General features: G+C 56.7%; 21 protein-coding genes. 16 read left to right on the top strand and 5 right to left on the bottom strand.

Annotation, left to right across the window (positions count from 1 at the left end; all coding sequences use genetic code 11):
* Positions 1 to 72: 72 nt before the first annotated feature.
* The gene (gene ompX / locus DSD31_RS17405; RefSeq protein ID WP_004859826.1) at positions 73 to 582 is read right to left on the bottom strand and encodes an outer membrane protein OmpX; all 510 of its coding nucleotides are present in this window, start codon (positions 580 to 582) and stop codon (positions 73 to 75) included.
* 353 nt (positions 583 to 935) lie between these two features.
* Between ompX and rhtA the strand changes: the two genes are divergently transcribed.
* From rhtA to ybiO, 6 genes are all read left to right on the top strand, one after another.
* Positions 936 to 1,823 (top strand): threonine/homoserine exporter RhtA, encoded by an 888-nt coding sequence (rhtA, locus tag DSD31_RS17410; protein ID WP_069476119.1) that lies wholly within the window; start codon positions 936 to 938, stop codon positions 1,821 to 1,823.
* A gap of 249 nt (positions 1,824 to 2,072) precedes the next feature.
* The gene (gene dps / locus DSD31_RS17415; RefSeq protein WP_004859819.1) at positions 2,073 to 2,576 is read left to right on the top strand and encodes a DNA starvation/stationary phase protection protein Dps; all 504 of its coding nucleotides are present in this window, start codon (positions 2,073 to 2,075) and stop codon (positions 2,574 to 2,576) included.
* A 405-nt stretch (positions 2,577 to 2,981) separates the two neighbouring features.
* Positions 2,982 to 3,728, top strand: coding sequence for a glutamine ABC transporter substrate-binding protein GlnH (glnH, locus tag DSD31_RS17420; RefSeq protein ID WP_004859818.1), 747 nt, complete (start codon positions 2,982 to 2,984; stop codon positions 3,726 to 3,728).
* Positions 3,729 to 3,878: 150 nt separating this feature from the next.
* A complete protein-coding gene (gene glnP, locus DSD31_RS17425; RefSeq protein ID WP_004859816.1) occupies positions 3,879 to 4,538 on the top strand; it encodes a glutamine ABC transporter permease GlnP in 660 nt (219 codons plus the stop codon).
* Positions 4,535 to 5,257, top strand: a complete 723-nt coding sequence (glnQ, locus tag DSD31_RS17430) for a glutamine ABC transporter ATP-binding protein GlnQ (protein WP_004859814.1) — start codon at positions 4,535 to 4,537, stop codon at positions 5,255 to 5,257. Before glnP ends, glnQ begins: the two co-directional genes overlap by 4 nt.
* 117 nt (positions 5,258 to 5,374) lie before the next feature.
* Positions 5,375 to 7,588, top strand: coding sequence for a mechanosensitive channel protein (ybiO, locus tag DSD31_RS17435; protein WP_099144839.1), 2,214 nt, complete (start codon positions 5,375 to 5,377; stop codon positions 7,586 to 7,588).
* A gap of 52 nt (positions 7,589 to 7,640) precedes the next feature.
* On the opposite strand, the gene rlmF is transcribed toward ybiO, so the two are convergent.
* Entirely contained in the window at positions 7,641 to 8,561 is a 921-nt protein-coding gene (gene rlmF, locus DSD31_RS17440; RefSeq protein WP_113991212.1) for a 23S rRNA (adenine(1618)-N(6))-methyltransferase RlmF, read from the bottom strand.
* Between the two features lie 95 nt (positions 8,562 to 8,656).
* On the opposite strand from rlmF, the gene DSD31_RS17445 reads away from it, so the two are divergent.
* From DSD31_RS17445 to ybiJ, 6 genes are all read left to right on the top strand, one after another.
* A complete protein-coding gene (locus tag DSD31_RS17445; protein ID WP_004859806.1) occupies positions 8,657 to 9,271 on the top strand; it encodes a flavin reductase family protein in 615 nt (204 codons plus the stop codon).
* A gap of 155 nt (positions 9,272 to 9,426) precedes the next feature.
* Positions 9,427 to 9,693: a YdgH/BhsA/McbA-like domain containing protein gene (locus DSD31_RS17450; protein WP_065906048.1), complete on the top strand. Its 267-nt coding sequence runs from the start codon at positions 9,427 to 9,429 to the stop codon at positions 9,691 to 9,693.
* A gap of 271 nt (positions 9,694 to 9,964) precedes the next feature.
* Positions 9,965 to 12,253: a catecholate siderophore receptor Fiu gene (locus DSD31_RS17455; protein WP_004859802.1), complete on the top strand. Its 2,289-nt coding sequence runs from the start codon at positions 9,965 to 9,967 to the stop codon at positions 12,251 to 12,253.
* A 45-nt stretch (positions 12,254 to 12,298) separates the two neighbouring features.
* Positions 12,299 to 12,976: a PKHD-type hydroxylase YbiX gene (gene ybiX, locus DSD31_RS17460; protein WP_004859801.1), complete on the top strand. Its 678-nt coding sequence runs from the start codon at positions 12,299 to 12,301 to the stop codon at positions 12,974 to 12,976.
* Between the two features lie 266 nt (positions 12,977 to 13,242).
* Entirely contained in the window at positions 13,243 to 13,509 is a 267-nt protein-coding gene (locus DSD31_RS17470) for a DksA/TraR family C4-type zinc finger protein (protein ID WP_004859799.1), read from the top strand.
* A 285-nt stretch (positions 13,510 to 13,794) separates the two neighbouring features.
* Entirely contained in the window at positions 13,795 to 14,055 is a 261-nt protein-coding gene (gene ybiJ, locus DSD31_RS17475) for a DUF1471 family protein YbiJ (RefSeq protein ID WP_004859796.1), read from the top strand.
* Between the two features lie 128 nt (positions 14,056 to 14,183).
* Here the strand turns inward: ybiJ and ybiB are convergent, their stop codons facing one another.
* The 3 genes from ybiB to rhlE form a co-directional block, all read right to left on the bottom strand.
* The gene (ybiB, locus tag DSD31_RS17480; protein WP_004859793.1) at positions 14,184 to 15,152 is read right to left on the bottom strand and encodes a DNA-binding protein YbiB; all 969 of its coding nucleotides are present in this window, start codon (positions 15,150 to 15,152) and stop codon (positions 14,184 to 14,186) included.
* 42 nt (positions 15,153 to 15,194) lie between these two features.
* A complete protein-coding gene (gene dinG, locus DSD31_RS17485; protein ID WP_099842950.1) occupies positions 15,195 to 17,339 on the bottom strand; it encodes an ATP-dependent DNA helicase DinG in 2,145 nt (714 codons plus the stop codon).
* 233 nt (positions 17,340 to 17,572) lie between these two features.
* Positions 17,573 to 18,973 carry an ATP-dependent RNA helicase RhlE gene (rhlE, locus tag DSD31_RS17490; protein WP_015584846.1) on the bottom strand — a complete coding sequence of 467 codons (1,401 nt, stop codon included), beginning with the start codon at positions 18,971 to 18,973 and terminating at the stop codon, positions 17,573 to 17,575.
* A 283-nt stretch (positions 18,974 to 19,256) separates the two neighbouring features.
* Here rhlE and cecR point away from each other — a divergent pair, with 283 nt between their 5' ends.
* From cecR to DSD31_RS17510, 4 genes are read left to right on the top strand one after another with little or no spacing between them, the layout of a single operon-like run.
* The gene (gene cecR / locus DSD31_RS17495) at positions 19,257 to 19,934 is read left to right on the top strand and encodes a transcriptional regulator CecR (protein ID WP_113991213.1); all 678 of its coding nucleotides are present in this window, start codon (positions 19,257 to 19,259) and stop codon (positions 19,932 to 19,934) included.
* Positions 19,931 to 20,926, top strand: coding sequence for a secretion protein HlyD (gene hlyD, locus DSD31_RS17500; RefSeq protein ID WP_004859785.1), 996 nt, complete (start codon positions 19,931 to 19,933; stop codon positions 20,924 to 20,926). The genes cecR and hlyD overlap by 4 nt, the downstream gene beginning before the upstream one ends.
* Positions 20,919 to 22,658, top strand: coding sequence for an ATP-binding cassette domain-containing protein (locus DSD31_RS17505; protein WP_069476121.1), 1,740 nt, complete (start codon positions 20,919 to 20,921; stop codon positions 22,656 to 22,658). Before hlyD ends, DSD31_RS17505 begins: the two co-directional genes overlap by 8 nt.
* Positions 22,648 to 23,781: an ABC transporter permease gene (locus DSD31_RS17510; RefSeq protein WP_004859782.1), complete on the top strand. Its 1,134-nt coding sequence runs from the start codon at positions 22,648 to 22,650 to the stop codon at positions 23,779 to 23,781. Before DSD31_RS17505 ends, DSD31_RS17510 begins: the two co-directional genes overlap by 11 nt.
* Positions 23,782 to 23,795 lie beyond the last annotated feature (14 nt).

Consider the following 23,795-nt stretch of genomic DNA (forward strand, 5'->3'; position numbering starts at 1 on the left):
GGGCGAACGTCGCGGGCTGCAGGCAAAAAAAATCCGCCCCAGTGAGGCGGATTTTTTATATCACCGAAGCGATTAGAAGCTGTAACCAACGCCAGCGATCCAGGTGCCAACGTCAACGTTACGAATACGAGACTGCTCGTAGGAGAAGTCCAGAGCAACGTTTTCGATCGGGTTGAACTGCATACCTGCACCGTAAGAGAAACCGTAGTCGCTCATGTCGTGCTTGTTCGGGTAGCTGTTGTCCTGGAATTTACCGTGACCGATACCCACTACGCCGTAGATGCTAGCCCAGTCGTTCAGACGGTAAGCCGGACCTGCGGTGATGCCGTAGTACTGGCCTTTCTGGTATACGCCAGATTCAGTACGGTCTTTTTCGGTGTAGGTGAAAGAACCGATAACACCCAGCGGGCTATTGTCTTGCTCGTAACGGTACTTCAGGTTGAAACCGCCAGCTTTGTTGGCTTCACCCTGCATGTCGCTCTGAGCATAACCACCGGTAACGGTAGAAGTTGCAGCGAAAGCGGTACCTACGGATGCAGCCAGAACAACGGCCAGTGCTGAAAAACGTGCAATTTTATTCATAACCACCTCAAATGTGTTTCTAATAAGTCCTAAGTCTTAAATATATCAAAAACTTTCAGGAAACTCTTTTGACTTTACACTGTCTAACATAGCTTTTCATGTAACCAAAAGTTTCCATAATTCTGTAACAAACTGGAAAACAACCGTTTTTGGCGAATACCCTACTATTAAGGCCGATAAAGCCCCGCACGTGCATCCAGATTAATCCTAATCAACAGGTTAATTTCTCTTCTCGTCTCGCCCCATTGTACGCCTCCCGAACGCGTTTTTTTCAACAATAGATAAACCGTAGCCAGGTAATTCATTTACACTGGAACCTTTACCGCATTTGACAAACCCTGACAGGAGAAAGGATGCCCGGCTCGTCCCGCAAAATACCGGCATGGCTGCCGATACTGGTCATTTTAATCGCCATGGTCTCTATCCAGAGCGGCGCTTCGCTGGCGAAATCGCTGTTCCCGTTGGTCGGCGCACCCGGCGTAACCGCGCTGCGCCTGGCATTAGGCACCTTGATTCTGGTGATTGTCTTCAAGCCCTGGCGCCTGCGCTTTACCGCAGAGCAGCGCCTGCCGCTCCTCTTGTATGGTCTGGCGTTGGGGGCAATGAATTATCTCTTCTACTTATCGATTCAGCGCATTCCGCTGGGGATTGCGGTGGCGCTGGAGTTTACCGGGCCGCTGGCGGTGGCGCTGTTTGGCTCGCGGCGTCCGCTCGATTTCGTCTGGGTGATCCTGGCCGTACTCGGGCTGTGGTTCCTGCTGCCGCTGGGGCAAGACGTCGCGCAGGTCGATCTGACCGGTGCGCTGCTGGCGCTGGGCGCCGGGGCCTGCTGGGCCGTCTATATTCTGACCGGCCAGCGTGCCGGAGAAGAACACGGTCCGGCAACGGTGGCGATGGGATCGCTTATTGCCGCCGTGGTCTTTGTCCCGCTGGGCATGCTGCAGGCAAGCGACACGCTGTTCCAGTGGTCGCTGCTGCCGCTGGGACTGGCCATCGCCGTCCTCTCTACGGCGCTGCCGTACTCGCTGGAAATGATTGCCCTCACCCGTATGCCTACCCGCACATTCGGCACGCTGATGAGCATGGAGCCGGCGCTCGCCGCGCTATCGGGCATGATATTTCTGGGCGAGACGCTGACCTCTACGCAAACCCTGGCGCTCGGGGCGATTATCCTCGCCTCAATGGGCTCTACGCTGACGATGCGTCGGGAAAGTAAAATCGAAAAAGTGGATATCGGCTAGCCAACGTTACCCGTTCTGCACGAGGTTCTCGCATCGTGCAGAACCGCGCCACCCCGCTGACTTTTTACGCAATTTCACCCCTTTTTCAAAATAGCCAACCTCCCCGCACTATCGAACCGATAGGGACAACCGCCCTCCCCATATGGCAATCCGTTGCTATACTTAGTGCCATTAGTTACCGGGGACAAGCGCTCCATTTGATTCAAATTTGATGTATGACGAGTATAAATATCAAGAGGATATGAAACTATGAGTACCGCAAAACTGGTTAAAACGAAAGCATCCGATCTGCTCTATACCCGCAACGATGTTGCAGACAATGAGAAGAAAGCAACCGTCGAGCTGCTGAATCGTCAGGTGATCCAGTTCATTGACCTGTCGCTGATTACCAAGCAGGCTCACTGGAATATGCGCGGTGCCAATTTTATTGCCGTTCATGAAATGCTGGATGGCTTCCGCACCGCTCTGACCGACCACCTCGACACCATGGCTGAACGTGCCGTACAGCTGGGCGGCGTTGCGCTGGGCACCACTCAGGTGATCAACAGCAAAACCCCGCTGAAAAGCTACCCGCTGGATATTCACAACGTTCAGGATCACCTGAAAGAGCTGGCTGACCGCTACGCGATTGTGGCCAATGACGTGCGTAAAGCGATCGGCGAAGCAAAAGATGAAGACACCGCCGATATCTTTACCGCCGCCTCCCGCGACCTGGATAAATTCCTGTGGTTCATCGAAGCCAACATCGCATAAACCTGCACAATCACCGTCAGCCTCGCTGGCGGTTTTTTTTTCAGATTATCCTCACTTCTGCCACCTGATTTTTTCCTCGCGCCTCACTCGCACCATTTTAGTGCGCAACAATGGACAAAATACGTACAAAAGTAAAACAATTGTAATAATCACCTCACACAATCGTTACGGCGAGATTGTTTTACCATCAGTGTTTGCGTTAAAAATGCACTTGTTATGCGGCGTGTTTATGACGCACCAAAATGACGCCCCATTGCGGTGCATCTGCCGTGATCTATAACCGAAACCGTGCAACAGGATAGACTTCGTTTGTTATAAAACAACAAGTTGTAAAACTGGCACGATTTTTTCATATGGTTACGCGTTCTCGCAGGGGATCGTCCCGTGGATAAAAAAGGAAATGCTATGAAGTCTGTATTTAAAGTTTCACTGGCTGCACTGACCCTGGCTTTTGCGGTTTCTTCTCAGGCCGCTGAAAAACAACTGATTGTTGCGACCGATACGGCGTTTGTTCCGTTTGAATTTAAGCAAGGTGATAAGTATGTCGGTTTTGATGTCGACCTGTGGGACGCCATCGCGAAAGAGCTGAAACTGAACTATACCCTGAAGCCGATGGATTTCAGCGGCATCATTCCTGCGCTGCAAACCAAAAACATCGACCTCGCGCTGGCGGGGATTACCATTACTGAAGAACGCAAGAAAGCGATCGAGTTCTCCGATGGCTACTATAAGAGCGGTCTGCTGGTGATGGTGAAAGCCAATAACAACGACATCAAAGATGTGAAGGACCTGAACGGTAAAGTTGTGGCCGTGAAAGGCGGTACCGGCTCCGTTGACTACGCGAAAGCCAATATCAAAACCAAAGACCTGCGTCAGTTCCCGAATATCGATAACGCCTATATGGAGCTGGGTACCGGCCGCGCCGATGCCGTTCTGCACGACACGCCAAACATCCTGTACTTCATCAAAACGGCCGGCAACGGTCAGTTCAAAGCGGTAGGGGAATCGCTGGAAGCGCAAAACTACGGTATCGCCTTCCCGAAAGGCAGCGACGAGCTGCGCGAGAAAGTGAACGGCGCGCTGAAAACGCTGCGTGAAAACGGCACCTACAACGAAATTTATAAAAAATGGTTCGGTACTGAGCCAAAATAATAATCAGCATTGATCGCTTACAGGTCTGCTGAATTCCGATCACCCGGACAGGGCTACTGGCCACCGTCCGGGTATCGCTTTGCCGCAGGCCTGAGTCATTTTTTCTCAGAGGCACGCCTCTGTTTTTCGACACGGTAACAGGAACGAACTATGCAGTTTGACTGGAGTGCCATCTGGCCTGCCATTCCAATTTTGCTGGAAGGCGCCAAAATGACGCTGTGGATTTCCGTCCTCGGCCTGGCTGGCGGCCTGATAATCGGCCTCGTCGCCGGTTTCGCCCGCTGCTTTGGCGGCTGGATTGCTAACCACATTGCGTTAGTCTTTATCGAGATCATTCGCGGAACCCCGATTGTGGTTCAGGTCATGTTTATCTACTTCGCCCTACCGATGGCGTTCAATGATCTTCGCATTGACCCCTTCTCGGCGGCAGTCGTGACCATCATGATCAACTCCGGCGCCTATATCGCAGAAATTACCCGCGGGGCGGTACTCTCAATTCACAAGGGCTTCCGTGAAGCCGGCCTGGCGCTTGGCCTGTCCCGTCGCGAAACCATCCGCCACGTGATTCTGCCGCTGGCGCTGCGTCGCATGCTGCCGCCGCTGGGTAATCAGTGGATCATTAGCATCAAAGATACCTCGCTCTTTATCGTCATCGGCGTCGCCGAACTGACCCGTCAGGGTCAGGAGATTATTGCCGGTAACTTCCGCGCGCTGGAAATCTGGAGCGCCGTGGCCGTGATTTATCTGATCATCACCCTGGTGTTGAGCTTTGTTCTGCGTCGTCTTGAAAGAAGGATGAAAATCCTGTGATTGAATTTAAAAATGTTTCCAAGCACTTTGGCCCGACCAAGGTGCTGCACGATATCGATCTGAAGATCAATAAAGGCGAAGTTGTGGTGATTATCGGGCCGTCCGGCTCCGGGAAATCGACGTTGCTGCGCTGTATTAACAAACTGGAAGAGATCACCAGCGGCGAGCTGATCGTCGATGGCCTGAAGGTTAATGACCCGAAAGTCGACGAGCGCCTGATCCGTCAGGAAGCCGGGATGGTGTTCCAACAGTTCTATCTGTTCCCGCACCTGACGGCGCTGGAGAACGTCATGTTCGGGCCGCTACGCGTGCGTGGTGCTAAAAAAGAGGCTGCCGAAAAACTGGCTAAAGATCTGCTGGAAAAAGTGGGACTCGCCGAACGCGCGCACCACTACCCTTCCGAGCTCTCCGGCGGCCAGCAGCAGCGCGTCGCAATCGCTCGCGCCCTGGCGGTAAAACCCAAAATGATGCTGTTTGACGAACCGACCTCGGCACTGGATCCGGAACTGCGCCACGAAGTGCTGAAAGTGATGCAGGATCTGGCGGAAGAAGGGATGACGATGGTCATCGTTACTCACGAGATCGGCTTTGCTGAGAAAGTGGCATCGCGACTGATCTTTATCGATAAAGGGCGTATCGCCGAAGATGGCGATCCGCAGGTACTGGTGAAAAACCCACCGAGCCCGCGTCTGCGCGAATTCCTGCAGCACGTCGCCTGATATTCCCCTGGCTCCCCGTATGCGGGGAGCCGCTTTCGCTTTCCAGACACATCCCACGCCGCTTCTCCCGCTATCAACTTCTATACTTAATGGTTTTGGAATGAGATGGAGGCGCCCGTGCCGTGGATCCTGTTACTGCTTGCTACGCTGTTTACCGCCCCGCTTTCGGCAGCCACACTGCCCGGTGTCCCGGCCGCGAGCGCTGAACAACCCGCCAGCAGTGAACCAGACCTCGAGAAAAAAAAGGCCGCCTATGCGGCGCTGGCCGATGTGCTGGAAAACGATGCCGCCCGCAGAGAATTAATCGACCAGCTGCGCTCTGCCGCCGCCACGCCGCCGGCCAGCACGCCAAAGCTGACGCCGCCGGAAGAGAAAGATGAACGGACGGTACTGGAAAACGTCACCCAGGTGAGCCGCGAGTACGGTGAACGCTTTGCTTCACGTTTTTCTCAGCTGTGGCGCAATATCACTGCCTCTGCACATAAGCCGTTTCATGCCGAAACCTTTCGCAACGCCGCCGGCCATTTCCTGCTGCTGGCCGTGCTGGTATTCGCCTTCTGGTGGCTGGTCCGCCTCGCCGCGCTGCCGCTGTATCGCAAAATGGGTCAGTGGGGGCGACGCAAAAACCACGATCGCGGTAACTGGCTACAGCTCCCGGCCACCATCGCCGGCGCGTTTATCTTCGATCTCCTCCTGCTGGCGTTGACGCTGTTTGTTGGCCAGATGCTCAGCGATCGGTTTAATGGCGGCAACCGGACTATCGCCTTTCAGCAAAGCCTGTTTCTGAATGCCTTCGCCTTGATTGAGTTTTTTAAAGCGATTCTGCGGCTGATTTTCTGTCCGCGGGTGACGGAGCTGCGGCCGTTTAACCTCAGCGATGAGAGCGCGAAGTACTGGAACCTGCGCCTGAGCGCGCTGAGCAGCCTGATTGGCTACGGCCTGATCGTCGCGGTGCCGATTATCTCCAATCAGGTCAACGTTCAGGTCGGCGCGCTGGCGAATGTGGTCATTATGCTGTGTATCACCCTCTGGGCGCTGTATCTGATCTTCCGTAATAAAACGCGGATTACCCAGGGGCTGCTGCACCTGGCGGACCGCTCGCTGGCCTTCTTCAGTCTGTTTATCCGCGCCTTTGCGCTTATCTGGCACTGGCTGGCCTGCCTCTACTTTATCGTGCTGTTTTTCTTTTCACTTTTCGACCCCGGCAACAGCCTGAAATTTATGATGGGAGCCACGGTACGCAGCCTGGCGATTATCGGCGCCGCCGCGCTGCTCTCCGGCATCTTGTCACGCTGGATAGCGAAAACCATTACCCTGTCGCCGCAGACCCAGCGCAACTATCCCGAGCTGCAGAAGCGGCTGAACGGCTGGATCTCCGTCGCGCTCAAAGTGGCGCGAATTTTAGTGGTCTGCGTGGCGATTATGCTGCTGCTAAGCGCCTGGGGACTGTTTGATTTCTGGAACTGGATGCAACACGGCGCCGGGCAAAAAGCGGTGGATGTGCTGATTCGCATCGCGCTGATTCTGTTCTTCTCCGCCATCGGCTGGACGCTGCTCGCCAGCCTGATAGAAAACCGCCTGGCCTCAGATATTCACGGCCGCCCGCTACCGGGCGCTCGTGCCCGTACGCTGCTGACGTTATTCCGTAACGCGCTGGCGGTCATTATCAGCACCATCACGGCGATGATCCTGCTCTCCGAAGTGGGGGTGAATATCGCGCCGCTGCTGGCCGGCGCCGGTGCGCTGGGGCTGGCCATTTCGTTCGGTGCCCAGACGCTGGTAAAAGATATTATCACCGGCATTTTTATCCAGTTTGAGAACGGGATGAATACCGGTGACCTGGTAACCATCGGGCCGTTAACCGGCACAGTGGAACGGATGTCGATCCGTTCCGTCGGCGTGCGCCAGGATACCGGCGCTTACCATATTATCCCGTGGTCCTCGATTACCACCTTCGCGAACTTCGTGCGCGGCATCGGTTCAGTGGTTGCCAACTACGATGTCGACAGACAGGAAGATCTGGATAAAGCCGGCCAGGCGCTGAAAAACGCGGTTGCCGACGTGATGGATCAGGAGGAGATTCGCGGGCTGGTGATTGGCGAGCCGTCATTTGCCGGGCTTGTCGGCCTGAGCAATACGGCATTTACCCTGCGGGTCACCTTCACCACTCTGCCGCTGAAGCAGTGGACGGTACGCTTTGCGCTCGATACGCAGGTGAAGAAACATTTCGATCTCGCCGGAGTCCGGGCGCCTGTGCAAACCTACCAGGTTCTGCCGGCACCTGCGCCCATCTCCGCGCCACCTGCGGCGCCCGCAGAGCCGACGCTCTAGCCACGGAGCAGAGCACATTCCGGGCGAACCTGGCCGCCCGGAGGCATCATCCTTAACGTGCCAGCGGACGGCGGCGTTTAGCCTCATCCATGAAGGTCCAGGCGATAAAACGACTCTGCTTCTGCCCCTGAGCCATCTCTTTTTTCACCACCTTCACCGCGCCGGCTTCGGTCAGCGCACGGTAAAGCGGCGGCAGATTATCGCCGCGCGACACCAGCGAGGTGAACCATTTCACCTGGCGACTAAACTGCTGGCTTTCGCGGATCATCTGCGTAATGAACGCCACTTCACCGCCTTCGCACCACAGCTCCTGCTGTTGGCCGCCGAAGTTCATCACGCTGTCCGCCCCCAGCCCCAGATTGCGACGCTTACGCTCGCCGCCTGCCTGCGCGCTGGCAGCAGAATCGTGGAACGGCGGATTGCACAACGTCGCATCAAAACACTCATTTTTATGAATAATGCCGCTAAAGATAGCCCCGCTCTCTTTCTGTCGACGCAGACGAATCTGGCGACTGAGTCCCGGGTTAGCATTGATAATCGCCTGCGCGCTGGCGATCGCTTCCGCGCTAATTTCGCTGCCGGTAAAACGCCAGCCGTACTCATGCGCACCAATCAGCGGATAGATTAAGTTTGCCCCGGTGCCGACATCGAGGATGCTGGCATTTTCAGGAATGGTGCCGGTATCCAGCGCCAGCAGGTCGGCCAGGTGGTGAATATAATCCGCTCTTCCCGGTACCGGCGGGCATAAGAAGCCGTCTGGAATATCCCAGTGTTTCACCGCGTAAAAATGCGCCAGCAGCGCCTTATTCAGCGCCTTCACCGCCAGCGGGTTAGCAAAATCGATGGTCTGCTCGCCCACCGGATTAAGGGTGATAAAGCCTTGCAGCTCAGGGTGAGCCTGGCATAGCGCGGGCAAATCATAACGTTGATGATGACGGTTACGCGGGTGTAACCCCGGTTTCTGGGCTTTCATGGCAATCTCCTTTGAACAGCCGCGTAAGATACCCGTTGACGGCGGCGCGGTAAATAAGGGAGTCTGGATATCTCTTATTCGGTTACGGGTGCTCTATGTATTTCTATCAACCTTCACAGGGACATGGCCTGCCGCACGACCCGCTTAACGCGATTATCGGCCCACGCCCTATCGGCTGGATCGCCTCTCTGGACGCCGCAGGCCATCGCAATCTTGCCCCCTACAGCTTCTTTAACTGTTTTAACTATCGGCCCCCGATTATCGGTTTTGCCAGCAGCGGCTGGAAAGACAGTGTACAGAATATTGTCGAAACCAAAGAGTTTGTCTGGAATCTGGCCACCCGCCCTCTGGCTGAAGCGATGAACGAAACCTCCGCCAGCATTCCCCGCAACGAAGATGAATTTGCCCGTGCCGGGCTGACTCCCGCCGCCAGCCGTCTCGTTGCGGCCCCTCGGGTCGCGGAAAGCCCGGTGAACTTCGAGTGTCGGCTCTCCCAATGTATTCGCCTGACCCGTGCCGATGGTGAGCCTGTCGATAGCTGGCTGGTGCTCGGCGAAGTCGTCGCGGTACATATCGATGAGTCGTTACTGGAAAATGGCGTCTATCAGACCGCTAAGGCCAGGCCGATTCTCCGTGCCGGCGGGCCGAGCGCCTATTACACTATCGATGAAAATCTGCGTTTCGACCTGATCCGCCCGGACGCCCGTTAAGCCGTTTGTTCTTCCGCCCGACCCACGGCGCGCGCCCGGTCGGGCCGCCGTTTATGCAAAAAAGATGTTGTTTGTCTTCAATTTTTTACCCTGTCTATCCTGCCGTAAAGGCCTAAACTTATAGTATGTCCCATGCAGTTAATGAGGATATGCTCATGAAAAGAAATCTGCTGTTACTCACCGCAATCGCGATTGTCCTCACCTCTTTTATTGCCCAGGCCGGGATCTCACCTCCTCCGCCTACCGCCGAGAGCGGTCCGCTACGCCCTGCAGGCACCGTTTCTGCCTCCGGCGCCAGCAATCTGGATGATCTGCAGGCGAAACTGGCGGAAAAAGCCCATCAAAAAGGGGCAATCGCCTGGCGAATCAACTCCGCCAGCAGCGCGAATAAAATGTCCGGTACCGCCATTATCTATAAATAATCCGCCGGCCTGAACGGGTCTGAACCCATCGCGGTCCCGCCTCGCGTGGCCCGACCGCTGCCGTTTATGTAGAAAAAATGCAGTTCACGTAAAGAAATGTATTTATTTTTTTATCAACGAGTGATAAAAATTCGCCGTCATTTGATAATAGTTATCAAAATCATTATCAAACGCATTGCTATTTTAACAAATCACCTGCAGCGGTCGGGGCCGGCATCGCTGTGCCTGCGGTTGTGATGGCTTTAATTAAAACTATAAGTTGCTTATTGAAATGGACAAAAAACAAAACTTACCGTTCAGCAGTTTTAGCTCGCTGACGATCTTTACCGGCATGTGTCTGAGTCTGTCGCCGACAGGCCTGGCTCTGGCCGCAGACAACACCGAAAAAAATGGCGGTGAAACGCTGGTGGTGGAAGCGCAGGCTCCCTCTCTGTATGCCCCGACGCAATCCGCCGACCCCAAATTTTCCCGCCCGATTGCCGATACCACCCGTACGGTCACCGTGGTCTCCGAGCAGGTGATGAAAGATCAGGGCGTGACTAACCTGACCGATGCGCTGAAGAACGTTCCCGGCGTCGGAGCCTTCTACGCCGGTGAAAACGGCAGCTCGTCGACCGGCGACACCATTTATATGCGCGGAGCCGATACCTCTAACAGCATCTATGTCGATGGTGTCCGCGATATCGGTAGCGTGACCCGCGATACCTTTAACACCGAACAAGTGGAAGTGATTAAAGGCCCGTCTGGCTCTGACTACGGTCGTAGCGCTCCGACCGGCTCAATCAACATGATCAGCAAACAGCCGCGTCTGGATTCCGGTATCGATGCCTCCGTCAGTGCCGGCAGCGCCTGGTTCCGTCGCGGTACGCTCGATATCAATGAAGCCATCGGCGAAACCAGCGCCGTACGGCTGAACCTGATGGGCGAAAAAACCCATGATGCCGGCCGCGATAAGGTCAAAAATGAACGTTACGGCATCGCGCCATCGGCCGCGTTTGGTCTCGGCACTGAGAACCGTCTGTACCTGAATTATCTGCATGTCACCCAGCACAACACGCCGGACGGCGGTATTCCGACCATCGGTCTGCCGGGGTACTCCGCGCCAACCCCAGGCACCGCGGCGCTCAATCACTCGGGTAGGGTGGCTACCAGCAACTTCTACGGGACGGATTCCGACTACGACGACTCCACCACCGATACGGTGACCATGCGCTTCGAGCATGACCTGAGCGATAACACCACCATTCGCAACACCACCCGCTGGTCGCGCGTAAAACAGGATTATCTGCTAACTGCAGTCATGGGCGGCGCGACCAACATCACCCAGCCGGATCCGAACGATGTCGGCACCTGGACCTGGTCGCGTCTGGCGAACACCAAAGACGTCAGCAATAAAATTTTGACCAACCAGACCAACCTGACCTCAAAGTTCTATACCGGTTCGATCGGGCATGATATCAGCGCCGGTTTCGAGCTGACCCGGGAAACACAGACCAACTACGGCGTTTATCCCATTACGCCTCCGGCGGTCAATATTTACCATCCCAATAGCAACATCTCTATTGGCGGTCTGGACCGCAGCGGCGCCAACGCCAACGGGCAGACGGATACCTTCGGCGTTTATGCCTTCGATACCCTGCAGATTACCCGTGATTTCGAGCTGAACGGCGGCATCCGTCTGGATAACTACCAGACCAAATATGACAGCGCCAGCCTGTGCGGCGGCACCGGCCGCGGTGCGGTTGCCTGTCCGGCCGGCGTGGCGAAAAACAGCCCGGTCACCACGGTTGATACCTCCACCAGCGGCAATCTGGTGAACTGGAAAGCCGGTGCGCTGTACCACCTGACCGACAGCGGCAACATTTACGTCAACTATGCGATCTCCCAGCAGCCTCCGGGCGGCAATAACTTTGCCCTGGCCCAGAGCGGCACCGGGAACAGCGCCAACCGTACCGATTTTAAACCGCAGAAAGCGAAAACCAGCGAAGTCGGTACCAAGTGGGAGCTGATGGATAAACGTCTGCTGCTGACGGCAGCGCTTTTCCGTACCGATATTGAGAACGAAGTCGAGCAAAACGACGACGGCACCTATTCGCAGTACGGTAAAAAACGCGTTGAAGGTTATGAGCTGTCGTTGGCCGGGAATATCACCCCGGAGTGGCAGGTTATCGGCGGATATACCCAGCAGCACGCCAGCGTTCGTGAAGGCAACAACATCGCCCAGGACGGCACCAGCGCGCTGCCGTACACGCCGGAGCACGCCTTTACCCTCTGGAGCCAGTACCAGGCAACCGATGCCATCGCCCTTGGCGCAGGCGCTCGCTATATCGGCAGCATGCACCGCGGCAGCGACGGCGCCGTCGGTACGCCGTCCTACACCGAAGGCTACTGGGTGGCTGATGCGAAAGTGGGCTATCGTATCAACCGTAACGTCGATCTACAGCTGAACGTCTATAACCTGTTCGATACCCATTACGTCGCCTCAATCAACAAGAGCGGCTACCGTTATCATCCAGGCGAACCGCGTACTTTCCTGCTGACCGCCAACGTGCATTTCTAATCCACGACGGGGCGGCGACGCCCCGTTTCTTGAGGAGAAACAACGATGATGTACCATATCCCCGCCGTTCTCAGCCCACAGGAAGTTGATGATTTTCGCGCGCAGCTGCAGCAGGCCGACTGGGTTGACGGGCGAGCCACGACCGGCGATCAGGGCGCGCTGGTGAAAAAAAATCAGCAGGTCGATACCCGCAGCCCGCTGTACGGCGAACTGCAGAACCGGGTCCTCGCGGCGCTCAACCGCAGTTCGCTGTTCTTCGCCGCCGCCCTGCCCAAAACTCTCTCCAGCCCGCTGTTTAACCGCTATCAGCAGAGTGAAACCTACGGTTTTCACGTTGACGGCGCGGTGCGCAGTCAGGCTCAGGGCGGCTGGATGCGTACCGATCTTTCCGCCACCCTGTTCCTCAGCGCGCCGGAGAGTTATGACGGCGGTGAGCTGGTGGTAAACGACACCTATGGTCAGCATACGGTCAAGCTGCCGGCGGGCGACCTGGTGCTCTACCCGTCAAGCAGCCTGCACTGCGTGATGCCGGTGACCCAGGGCGTGCGCGTGGCTTCTTTTCTGTGGATCCAGTCGATGATCCGCGATGATAAACGCCGCAGCATGCTGTTCGAGCTGGATCGGAATATTCAGACTCTGAAGAGCCGCCACGGCGAGAGTGACGAGGTGCTATCGCTGCTTAATCTGTACCATAACCTGCTACGGGAGTGGTCGGAAATCTGAGCCCTTGCCTGACGCATTTTTGCCCCCATCTTCACGCTACCCGTCATACTCAAGTTGCCTGCACGTTGGCTTGGCTACTCGACTCCCAATGAGGCCTCACCCATACGGGCCGCCGCCGCGCAGCGTTCAAATCTGTTGCGCACAGATTGGCCGCTCCCCCCAGCCACTTACCGGAGTAAGCGCCCGGGGGGCCGGCGTCGTCGCCTTTCTGCAACGCGAATAAGTCAGGGTATATAATGACAGTAACAACAGTGAGGAGGTGCATCATGGCATCAGGTTGGGCAAATGATGGCGCAGTTCAGGATCAGATCGACAGCACCGTTGATGATGCGGTCGCACGGGCAAGAAACGCTTTACCCAGCGGAGAGAGCCACAAATTTTGTGATGAATGCGGAGAGCCGATTCCCGAGGCCCGGAGGAAGGCGATCCCGGGGGTCAGATACTGCGTGAAGTGCCAGCAGGAGAAAGATTTACATAACAATACATTTTCAGGATATAATCGCCGTGGCTCCAAGGACAGCCAGCTACGCTGACCTTCCTTTACCGTTCATTACCGCAGAAAGCATTATCTTTTCGCGCACGTTTTTTGGCTAAAAAAGTGGCAAAATGTGCCCTCAATGCGTTCTTCATCCCGCCGGCGTCTCTCCGGCCATCCCGCCACGAAATAATTTATTAATATTCAATAAATTAATAATCATTCAAAAAAATCGATGAAGACTGTTAATTTCCTTCGATTTTATCTCTCGCAAAAAAGCGTGATACTTATCACATCGACGGAACATCGTCCTCTTAACAAAATAACCTGCGAGAGATTAACTATGAAAACCATTAAATATGCTGCCGCTGCTATTGCCCTTACTACTCTGTCCTTTGGCGCTTTTGCCGCTCAGCCGGTTAGCCCGTCTCAGGCTGAAAGCATGAACAAAATTGGCGTAGTGTCTGCTGAAGGCGCAACGACTCTGGATGGTCTGGAAGCCAAACTGGCTGAAAAAGCGGAAGCCGCTGGCGCGACTGGTTACAGCATCACCTCCGCTAACACCAACAACAAAATTAGCGGTACCGCGGTTATCTATAAATAATCGCTGCCCGACCTGTATTAACCCTGAACGACCCTTTAATACCCTTGTTTTGCCCGTCCGTGCCACCGGACGGGCTTTTTTTTATGCGTTGCTTTCTGACGTGAGCTTTTTTCAGGGGAAACCGGCGGCTACCACTGTTCCGCCACCCGGCTCAGTCCCTGCTCGAGGGTCGCAACCTCGCCGGCTGCCACCAGGCAGCAGGCCAGCTGAATTCTCAATGAGGTCGGCAGCGGCTCACTTCCCACTACGCAGCGCTCAATCCAGCGAGCGGTGACCTGAGGATCTTTTGACTCCGGCAGTACAGCCCCCTCCTCCGGCAGCTCGCTCTGGCGTTCATGCACAACCCGCGTCCCTGAAGCATCAATCAGGCTAATTTGCGGGCATCGCTGTGGATTGGCATACACTTCACCTTCCGTCCCGTGCATTAACAGCGCCCGTCCGCCGATCTCAACAAAGAATTTCGCAACCTTGCCCACATATTCGGGGTGAGAAACGCTCGATAAACGTAGCGCCGCATCTTCAGCAAATGGCGTCGCCAGCTTTGCCAGCGTATGTGCGCTGTTGCGTACGCCCATACGCCAGCGCAGGGCAAGCTGTTTCTCCAGTGGCGGGCAGAGTACGCCAACCGGTATGTACACCGGCTCGTGGCCGTCGAGTCGCGCCTGAGCCTGGCCCGCATGTCGGGTGGCGGGGATCCCCATCAGCTCAAAAATCGTTTCCGTCAGCACCCGGGTCGGATCGTGGCTGACGCCATGCACCACCACCGGAAAGCCGAGCTTATGCAGCAAAACGGCCAGCAGAGGAGTCAAATTAGCCTGCTTGCGCGCGCCATTATAGCTAGGGATCACAATCGGCATTGGCCTGGCGACAGGCGGCGTCAGACGCAGGGTCTTCTGCTGCATGGCTTCATAGAAGCCTTTCATTTCCGCTTCACCTTCACCTTTAATACGCAGGGCAATTAAAATCCCGCCCAGCTCCAGCTCTGCCACCTCGCCGTCAAGCATCCGCGAGTAAAGCGCGCGGGCAGTATCCACATCCAGGTCACGCGCGTGATTTTTCCCGCGCCCGACTTCTTTAATGATCTTGCTGTAGTCCATCGAAGACTCCTGTTAGCTGCTCACATCGTCGACATTACACCGTTAACGCCGTTTGCGACGCGTCTGTTTTGCTTTTATTTTGACGATAACCTCTGGAACGGCAGGCTGTTCTATCGGAAAAACGGGCAATGCGTTCAGTAGACGCTTACCATAATTTTTGGTCAACAAACGCTTATCATAAATCACCACCTCGCCCCAGCAGCTGTGGCTGCGAATCAGGCGTCCGACCTGCTGAATCAGGTTAAAGGAGGCGCTTGGCAGACTCTGCACTTCAAACGGATAGCGGTTCAGGCTCTTCAGCCATTCGCCTTCGGTAATCACCACCGGACTGTCTATGGGTGGGAAGGCAATCTTATGAATATGTACCTGGCTGAGCAGCTCACCTTTGAGATCCAGCCCTTCGGCAAAGGACTGTAGCCCCACCAGCACGCTACGCTCCCCCCCTTCGACGCGCTTGCGGTGCAGTTCCACCAGCCGGTAGCGCGGCTTATCGCCCTGTACCAGCAAGAGCAGGCGCAGATCGGGGACATGTTCCAGGAAACGCTGCATCGCCCGCCCGCTGGCGAACAGCACCAGCATCCCGAGATGCTTTTTACTTTCAACCTGCTCGCGGAAATAAGCTGCCATTTCAGCAATATGCTGCTCTTCGTTATCGATCAGCGGTTCATAGCGCATCTGCGGAATAACGATTTTGCCCTGCTCAACATGGTTAAAAGGGGAATCCAGCGCCACAAAACGGTCGCCGGCCTTTTCTTTCAACCCGCTCATCTCCTGCAGGCGTGAAAAGCTGTTCAATGAGCGCAGAGTAGCGGAGGTGACAACAATATGCGGTACGCTGCGCCACAGCAGCCTTTCCAGCTGGTCGCTGACGCGAATGCCGACGCAGTGAAACCAGATATGCGTTTGACCGTCGCGCATATCGCGCGTCACCCATTTGGTGACCGGCGCGCCGGATGACTGCGCCAGCGACGCCAGCCGCCACAGCTTGCTCTGGCTTTCAAACATCCCCAGCGCACGGTTCATTTGCAGCAGAACCCGATGCAGGCGCACCACGTCGTGGCTACCGGTTTTTTCCCCGAGGTCGTTAAGAAAGAGTTCCGCCAGCCCGCGCAGCATCTCGGTCAGTTTCGCCAGACGCTGGCAGATATCCATCACCTCCTGCGGCAACTCGCCCATCGGGAAACGGTGCTCGGCTTCCTGCCCGGCCGGCATATAGAGATTAAGGATAGCGTTCAGCGAGGCGATCAGCTCATACAGCTCCTCACAGTGGCCGGTCAGGCGCTCGGGATTGGCCAGCGGCGGCGTGGTTTTCGGCCGAAACTGCTCCATACAGGTCGCCACCAGCTTACTGAACAGATCCAGCTGTAGCCGGTACCAGGGGGCGGTCATTTCCGCGCTCATTTCCAGCGCATCGCGAGCTACGTCCGGCAGATGATGGCCTTCATCGAGCACCAGCAGCAGGTTTTTCGGCTCCGGCAACACGGCTTCGCTCTCCATCGCCGCCATCACCAGCGCATGGTTCGCCACCACCACTTCCGCCTCCTGAATTTCTCGCCGGGCAACGAAGAACGGACATTCGCGATAGTAGTGGCAGTTGCGGTTGAGGCAGCTGGCTTTGTCGGTGCTCAGGCGACTCCATAGCGCATCATCGACAGGTTTGTCGGTGTGATCGCGCAGACCGTCCCAGCGGTAGCTGTCGAGATCGGTTTTCAGCGTCGCACACAGCTTCTGTTCAGCCTGATTATTCGGCGTGAGATCGTCATCGAGAAACGCCAGCAGGTCCTGCTGCGTCGGTTCGGTGCTGGCCAGCGCCGTAAGATTGCGTGGGCAAACGTAACGTCCGCGACCAAACGCGGCGGTAAAACGCAGGTCGGGAATAATTTTGCGCAGCAGCGGCAGATCTTTGCTGTAGATCTGATCCTGTAGCGCAACGTTGGCGGTACTCACCACCAGGGTTTTCTGCTGCTCACGGGCGATAGCGATGCCGGGAATCAGATATGACAGCGTCTTGCCGACGCCGGTGGGTGCCTCAATGGCCAGGTGTCGGCCTTCTTCCCCGGCCAGCGTTTTTGCCACGTCGGCAATCATCTGCCGCTGTGGCGGACGGGGAATAAAATCCGGGATCTGTTCCTGAAGCGCCTTATACCAGGCGGCGATTTGCGCTTTTAGCGCAGCGGTCAAAGCCATGAGAAAACCTGAATACTGTATAAACAGCCACTATTGTGACACTTTTTACCTGGCAGGAGGAATTTCTTTCTGAGCAATGTGGAATGATGCTCGGGATTTGTCAATGCACCGACCGGGAATCACAGGGCACGCGAGGGAAGAACCCGGAGACAGCATGCGCGCTGCTTCCGGGTGTCGTTGCGTCATCCGGGCAAAACCTGTTGCCCGGATAGCGACGATCTGGCGGGAGACGGTTACTCAGCTGCCGCTGGTTTACGCGGGCGACGACGGCGCTGTTGCTCGCCGGCCGGTTTCGCCTCGCCGATACGACGTGAAGGTTTTGCCCCGGCTTTCGGCGCTTCGCCATCGTTACGCCGCGGCGCAGACTGCTGGCTGCGACCCTGCCCCTGGGCGTTACGTCCTTGTCCCTGACCGCTGCGACCCTGGCTCTGGCCGCGACCGCCGCCACCGCTACGCTGCTGGCGACCGTTTTGAATCGGCTCCGCTCTGATAGACGGATCCGGCGCATAGCCATCAATAGCGATGCGGGGAATCTCTTTTTTCAGCAGGCGTTCGATATCATGCAGCAGTTTATGCTCGTCCACGCAGACCAGCGACAGCGCTTCACCGGTGGCGGCTGCGCGACCGGTACGGCCGATACGGTGAACGTAATCTTCCGGCACGTTAGGCAGCTCGTAGTTGACGACGTGCGGCAGCTCTTCGATATCCAGCCCACGCGCCGCGATATCCGTCGCCACCAGCACGCGAATACCACCGGATTTGAAGTCGGCTAATGCCCGGGTACGCGCCCCCTGGCTCTTGTTGCCATGAATAGCGGCGCTGCGGATGCCGTCTTTATTCAGCTGCTCGGCCAGGTGGTTGGCGCCATGTTTGGTGCGGGTAAAGACCAGCACCTGCTGCCAGTTACCTTCACCGATCATCTGCGACAGCAGTTCCCGCTTACGTTTCTTATCAACGAAATGGACGTGCTGCGTCACCTGCTCGGAAGCGGTATTACGGCGAGCCACTTCGATTTCCAGCGGGTTATGCAGCAGCTTTTCCGCCAGCGCCTTGATGTCGTCCGAGAAGGTCGCGGAGAACAGCAGGTTCTGGCGTTTCGCCGGGAGCTTCGCCAGCACGCGGCGAATATCATGAATAAAGCCCATATCCAGCATACGGTCGGCTTCATCAAGCACCAGGATTTCAACCTTGTCCAGGCTGACGGCATTCTGATGTTCAAGATCCAGCAGGCGCCCAGGGGTGGCCACCAGAACATCGACGCCGCTGCGCAGCTTCATCATCTGCGGGTTAATACTCACCCCGCCAAAAACCACCAGCGAGCGAATATTCAGGTATTTGCTGTAATCGCGAACGTTTTCACCGATCTGTGCCGCCAGTTCACGCGTTGGCGTGAGGATCAGCGCGCGCACCGGGCGACGGCCTTTAGCATGCGGCTCTTTCTGAATCAGATGCTGCAGGAGCGGCAGGGTAAAGCCCGCCGTTTTGCCGGTGCCGGTCTGGGCGCTGGCCATCAGATCGCGTCCCTGCAACACCGCAGGGATAGCCTGCTGCTGAATTGGGGTTGGCTCAAGGTAACCCTGCTCGGCGACAGCGCGCAGGATATCAGGGTTCAGGCCAAGGGAATCAAAAGACATAACAACTCCAAACCACCCCGGCCCGTAACAGGCGTAGTTTTCGGGGAGATTATTGCGAATAGAGATGGCAAAAACCACAATGCCATAAAGGGGCGCAGTCTAGCAGGTTTTGTGACGCAGCGCATAAATATCCCCTCGGGGCCGCTGCGGCGGATAATCCTCGTCACCCGCCGCTTGCAAAGAGTGATGCGAAATACGCAAAAGAGAGTATCCACTATTCTGGACAGTGACGCGAATTGGTCATACTCTTAATCAATCGATTGATTAATTTTTTTATAGCGCGATGACGACGACTCCTGTGACAACCAAAGGCGAACAAGCCAAAAGCCAGCTCATTGCCGCAGCCATCGCCCAGTTCGGCGAATACGGCCTGCACGCAACCACCCGCGATATTGCCGCGCAGGCCGGGCAAAATATCGCGGCGATCCCCTACTATTTTGGTTCCAAGGACGATCTCTATCTCGCCTGCGCCCAGTGGATTGCCGATTTTATCAGCCATAATTTTCGTCCGCATGCCGAAGCGGCGGAAACGCTGCTGGCGACACCTTCGCCGGATAAGGCGGCGATTCGGGTACTGATTCTGCGCGCCTGTCAGAATATGATTTTGCTGCTGACCCAGGATGACACGGTCAATTTGAGCAAATTCATCTCCCGCGAGCAGCTTTCCCCTACCCCGGCCTACCAGCTCATCCACGGTCAGGTAATTGCGCCGCTCCATCGCTACCTGACCCGTTTGATCGCCGCATTTACCGGCCTTGATGCCGATGACACGGCAATGATTCTGCACACCCACGCGCTGCTGGGAGAGATTCTCGCCTTCCGCCTTGGGCGGGAAACCATTTTGCTGCGCACCGGATGGACGCAGTTCGACGAAGAAAAAACTGAGCAAATTTATCAGGTTATCGCCTGCCATATTGATTTCGTTCTGCAAGGGTTATCGCAAAGGAGCCTGGGATCATGAAAAAACCCGTCATCATCGTTCTGTTCATACTGCTGCTGATTGCCGCATTCGGCGGCGGCTGGTGGTGGTATCAAAGCAGCCAGCAAAGGGAGCTGACCCTGTATGGCAACGTCGATATTCGCACCGTGAACATGAGCTTCCGCGTCGGCGGACGACTGGCCTCACTGAACGTTGATGAGGGCGATAAGATTCAGGCCGGGCAAATACTAGGCCAGCTGGATCGCGCCCCGTATGAGAACGCCTTACAACAGGCCCAGGCGAATGTCTCCACGGCTCAGGCGCAGTATGACCTGATGATGGCCGGCTACCGGGCGGAAGAGATAGCCCAGGCCGCCGCCGCCGTCAAACAGGCGCAGGCCGCGTACGATTACGCGCAGAACTTTTACCAGCGTCAGCTGGGGCTGCGTCAGAACAGCGCCATCTCGGTTAACGATTTGGAAAACGCGCGCTCCTCCCGCGACCAGGCTCAGGCGACGCTGAAGTCCGCGCAGGACAAGTTGCGCCAGTATCGCGCCGGCAACCGCCCGCAGGAAATCGCCCAGGCCAAAGCCAGCCTTGAACAGGCGCAGGCGGCCCTGGCGCAGGCTAAACTCGACCTGCACGATACCACGCTGATCGCCCCGTCCGACGGCACGCTGATGACCCGCGCCGTCGAACCGGGCAGCATGCTCAGCGCCGGCGGCACGGTTATGACGCTGTCGCTGACTCACCCGGTATGGGTCCGTGCCTACATTGATGAAAAAAATCTCGGCCAGGCGGTACCCGGACGCGAAGTGCTGCTCTATACCGATAGTCGCCCGAATCAACCCTGGCACGGCAAGATTGGCTTTGTGTCGCCGAGCGCCGAATTCACGCCGAAGACCGTAGAGACGCCAGATTTACGGACTGACCTCGTCTATCGCCTGCGTATTGTCGTCACCGATGCGGATGATTCGCTGCGCCAGGGGATGCCGGTAACCGTCACCTTCAGCAGCGGGAACGGACATGAGTGAGGACGTTATCACGCTCAACGGGCTCACCCGCCGCTTCGCCGGCATGGATCGGCCCGCCGTTGCGCCGCTCAACTGCACCATCCGCGCCGGCTATGTCACCGGTCTGGTCGGCCCTGACGGCGCCGGGAAAACCACCTTGATGCGCATGCTCGCCGGGCTACTGAAGGCCGATGACGGCACCGCCAGGGTGATCGGTTTCGACCCGATTACCGACGATAGCGCGCTGCACGCGGTGCTCGGCTATATGCCGCAAAAATTCGGCCTGTACGAAGACCTGACGGTCATGGAAAACCTTACGCTGTATGCCGACCTGCGCAGCGTTACCGGCGAGACGCGCAGGAAAACCTTCGCTCGTCTGCTGGAATTTACCTCCCTCGGCCCCTTTACCGAACGCCTGGCGGGGAAACTTTCCGGTGGGATGAAGCAGAAACTGGGCCTCGCCTGCACCCTGGTGGGCGAGCCAAAAGTCCTGCTGCTCGATGAGCCGGGGGTCGGGGTTGACCCTATATCCCGCCGTGAACTGTGGCAAATGGTGCACGAACTGGCCGGCGACGGGATGCTGATCCTCTGGAGCACCTCCTACCTTGATGAAGCCGAACAGTGCCGCGACGTCCTGCTGATGAATGAAGGCCAGCTGCTTTATCAGGGCGAGCCGAAAGCGTTGACCCAAACCATGGCCGGCCGCAGTTTCCTCGTCTCCAGCCGCGAGGAAAATAACCGTCGCCTCCTGCAACGAGCGCTGAAGCTGCCGCAGATCAGCGATGGCGTCATTCAGGGGAAATCGGTACGCCTGATCCTGAAAAAAGAGGCCACCATTGCGGAGGTGCAGCGCAGCGCTAACATGCCGACGCTGGAGATTGCCGAAACCGCACCGCGCTTTGAAGATGCATTCATCGATCTGCTGGGCGGCGCCGCGACCGCGGAATCGCCGCTGGGCGAAATTATCCACCGCGTAGAGGGCACGGCCGACGAGACGGTGATTGAAGCGCAGAGTCTGACCAAAAAATTCGGCGACTTCGCCGCCACCGACCACGTAGATTTCCGCGTCAAACGCGGGGAAATTTTCGGCCTGCTTGGCCCCAACGGCGCCGGTAAATCCACCACCTTTAAAATGATGTGCGGCCTGCTGGTGCCGACCTCCGGCAAGGCGCTGGTTCTGGGAATGGACCTGAAAGTCAGTTCCGGGAAAGCACGCCAGCATCTCGGCTACATGGCGCAGAAGTTTTCGCTGTACGGCAACCTGACCGTTGAACAAAACCTGCGCTTCTTCTCGGGCGTTTATGGCCTGCGTGGTCGGGTCCAGAACGAGAAAATCGCCCGGATGAGCGATGCTTTTGGTCTGAAAGGCATCGCCAGCCATGCGGCCGATGAGCTGCCGCTGGGGTACAAGCAGCGTCTGGCGCTGGCCTGCTCGCTGATGCATGAACCCGATATTCTGTTTCTCGATGAGCCGACATCCGGCGTCGACCCGATTACCCGCCGCGAGTTCTGGCTGCATATTAATAGCATGGTGGATAAAGGGGTGACGGTGATGGTGACGACCCACTTTATGGATGAGGCGGAATATTGCGATCGTATTGGTCTGGTGTATCACGGCAAGCTGATCGCCAGCGGCACGCCGGATGCGCTCAAAGCGCTGGCGGCAAATGATCAACAGCCCGATCCGACGATGGAGCAGGCCTTTATCACCCTGATTCACGACTGGGATAAGGAGAATGCCGGTGAGCGCTAAAATTCTCTCATGGCGTCGCGTGCGCGCCCTGTGCGTCAAAGAGACGCGGCAGATCGTCCGCGACCCCAGCAGCTGGCTGATTGCGGTGGTCATTCCGCTGCTGCTGCTGTTTATCTTCGGCTACGGGATCAATCTCGACTCCAGCAAGCTCAAAGTCGGCGTACTGCTGGAGCAACAAAGCGAAGAGGCGCTGGATTTCGTCCACGCCATGACCGGCTCACCCTATATTGACGCCACCGTCAGCGACAATCGCCAGCAGCTGATTGAGATGATGCAGGCCGGGCGCATTCGTGGGCTGGTGGTCATCCCGGTGGATTTCGACCAGAAGATGGCGCGCCCCGGCGATGATGCTCCCATCCAGCTGATTACCGACGGTAGCGAACCCAATACCGCCAACTTTGCCCAGGGCTACGTAGAGGGCATCTGGCAAATCTGGCAGCAGCAGCGCGCGGAAGATCGCGGGGAAACCTTCGAACCGCTGATTGATGTACAGATGCGCTACTGGTTTAACCCCGCGGCCATCAGCCAGCACTTTATTATTCCCGGCGCCATTACCATCATTATGACGGTGGTCGGCGCGATTCTGACCTCGCTGGTGGTGGCCCGCGAATGGGAGCGCGGGACCATGGAGGCGCTGCTGTCGACGGAAATCACCCGTGCGGAGCTGCTGCTGTGTAAGCTGATTCCCTACTATTTCCTCGGCATGCTGGCGATGCTGCTGTGCATGCTGGTGGCGGTGTTCATCCTCGGCGTGCCGTTTCGCGGTTCGCTGGTGGTTCTGTTCTTGATAACCAGCCTGTTTTTGCTCAGCACCCTCGGGATGGGGCTGCTCATTTCGACCATCACCCGCAATCAGTTTAACGCCGCGCAGGTCGCTCTGAACGCCGCCTTTCTGCCCTCCATTATGCTCTCCGGGTTTATTTTCCAGATCGACAGTATGCCGGCGGTGATCCGCGCGGTGACCTACGTCATCCCGGCGCGCTATTTCGTCAGCACGCTGCAAAGCCTGTTTCTCGCCGGTAATATTCCGGTGGTACTGCTGGTGAACACGCTGTTTTTAATTGCCTCGGCGGTGATGTTTATCGGCCTGACCTGGCTGAAAACCAAACGTCGGTTGGATTAAGCCTGGCGCTCGTA

This window comes from Klebsiella sp. X13 (genome assembly GCF_003323835.1).
GTDB classification, from domain to species: Bacteria; Pseudomonadota; Gammaproteobacteria; order Enterobacterales; family Enterobacteriaceae; genus Klebsiella; species Klebsiella ornithinolytica.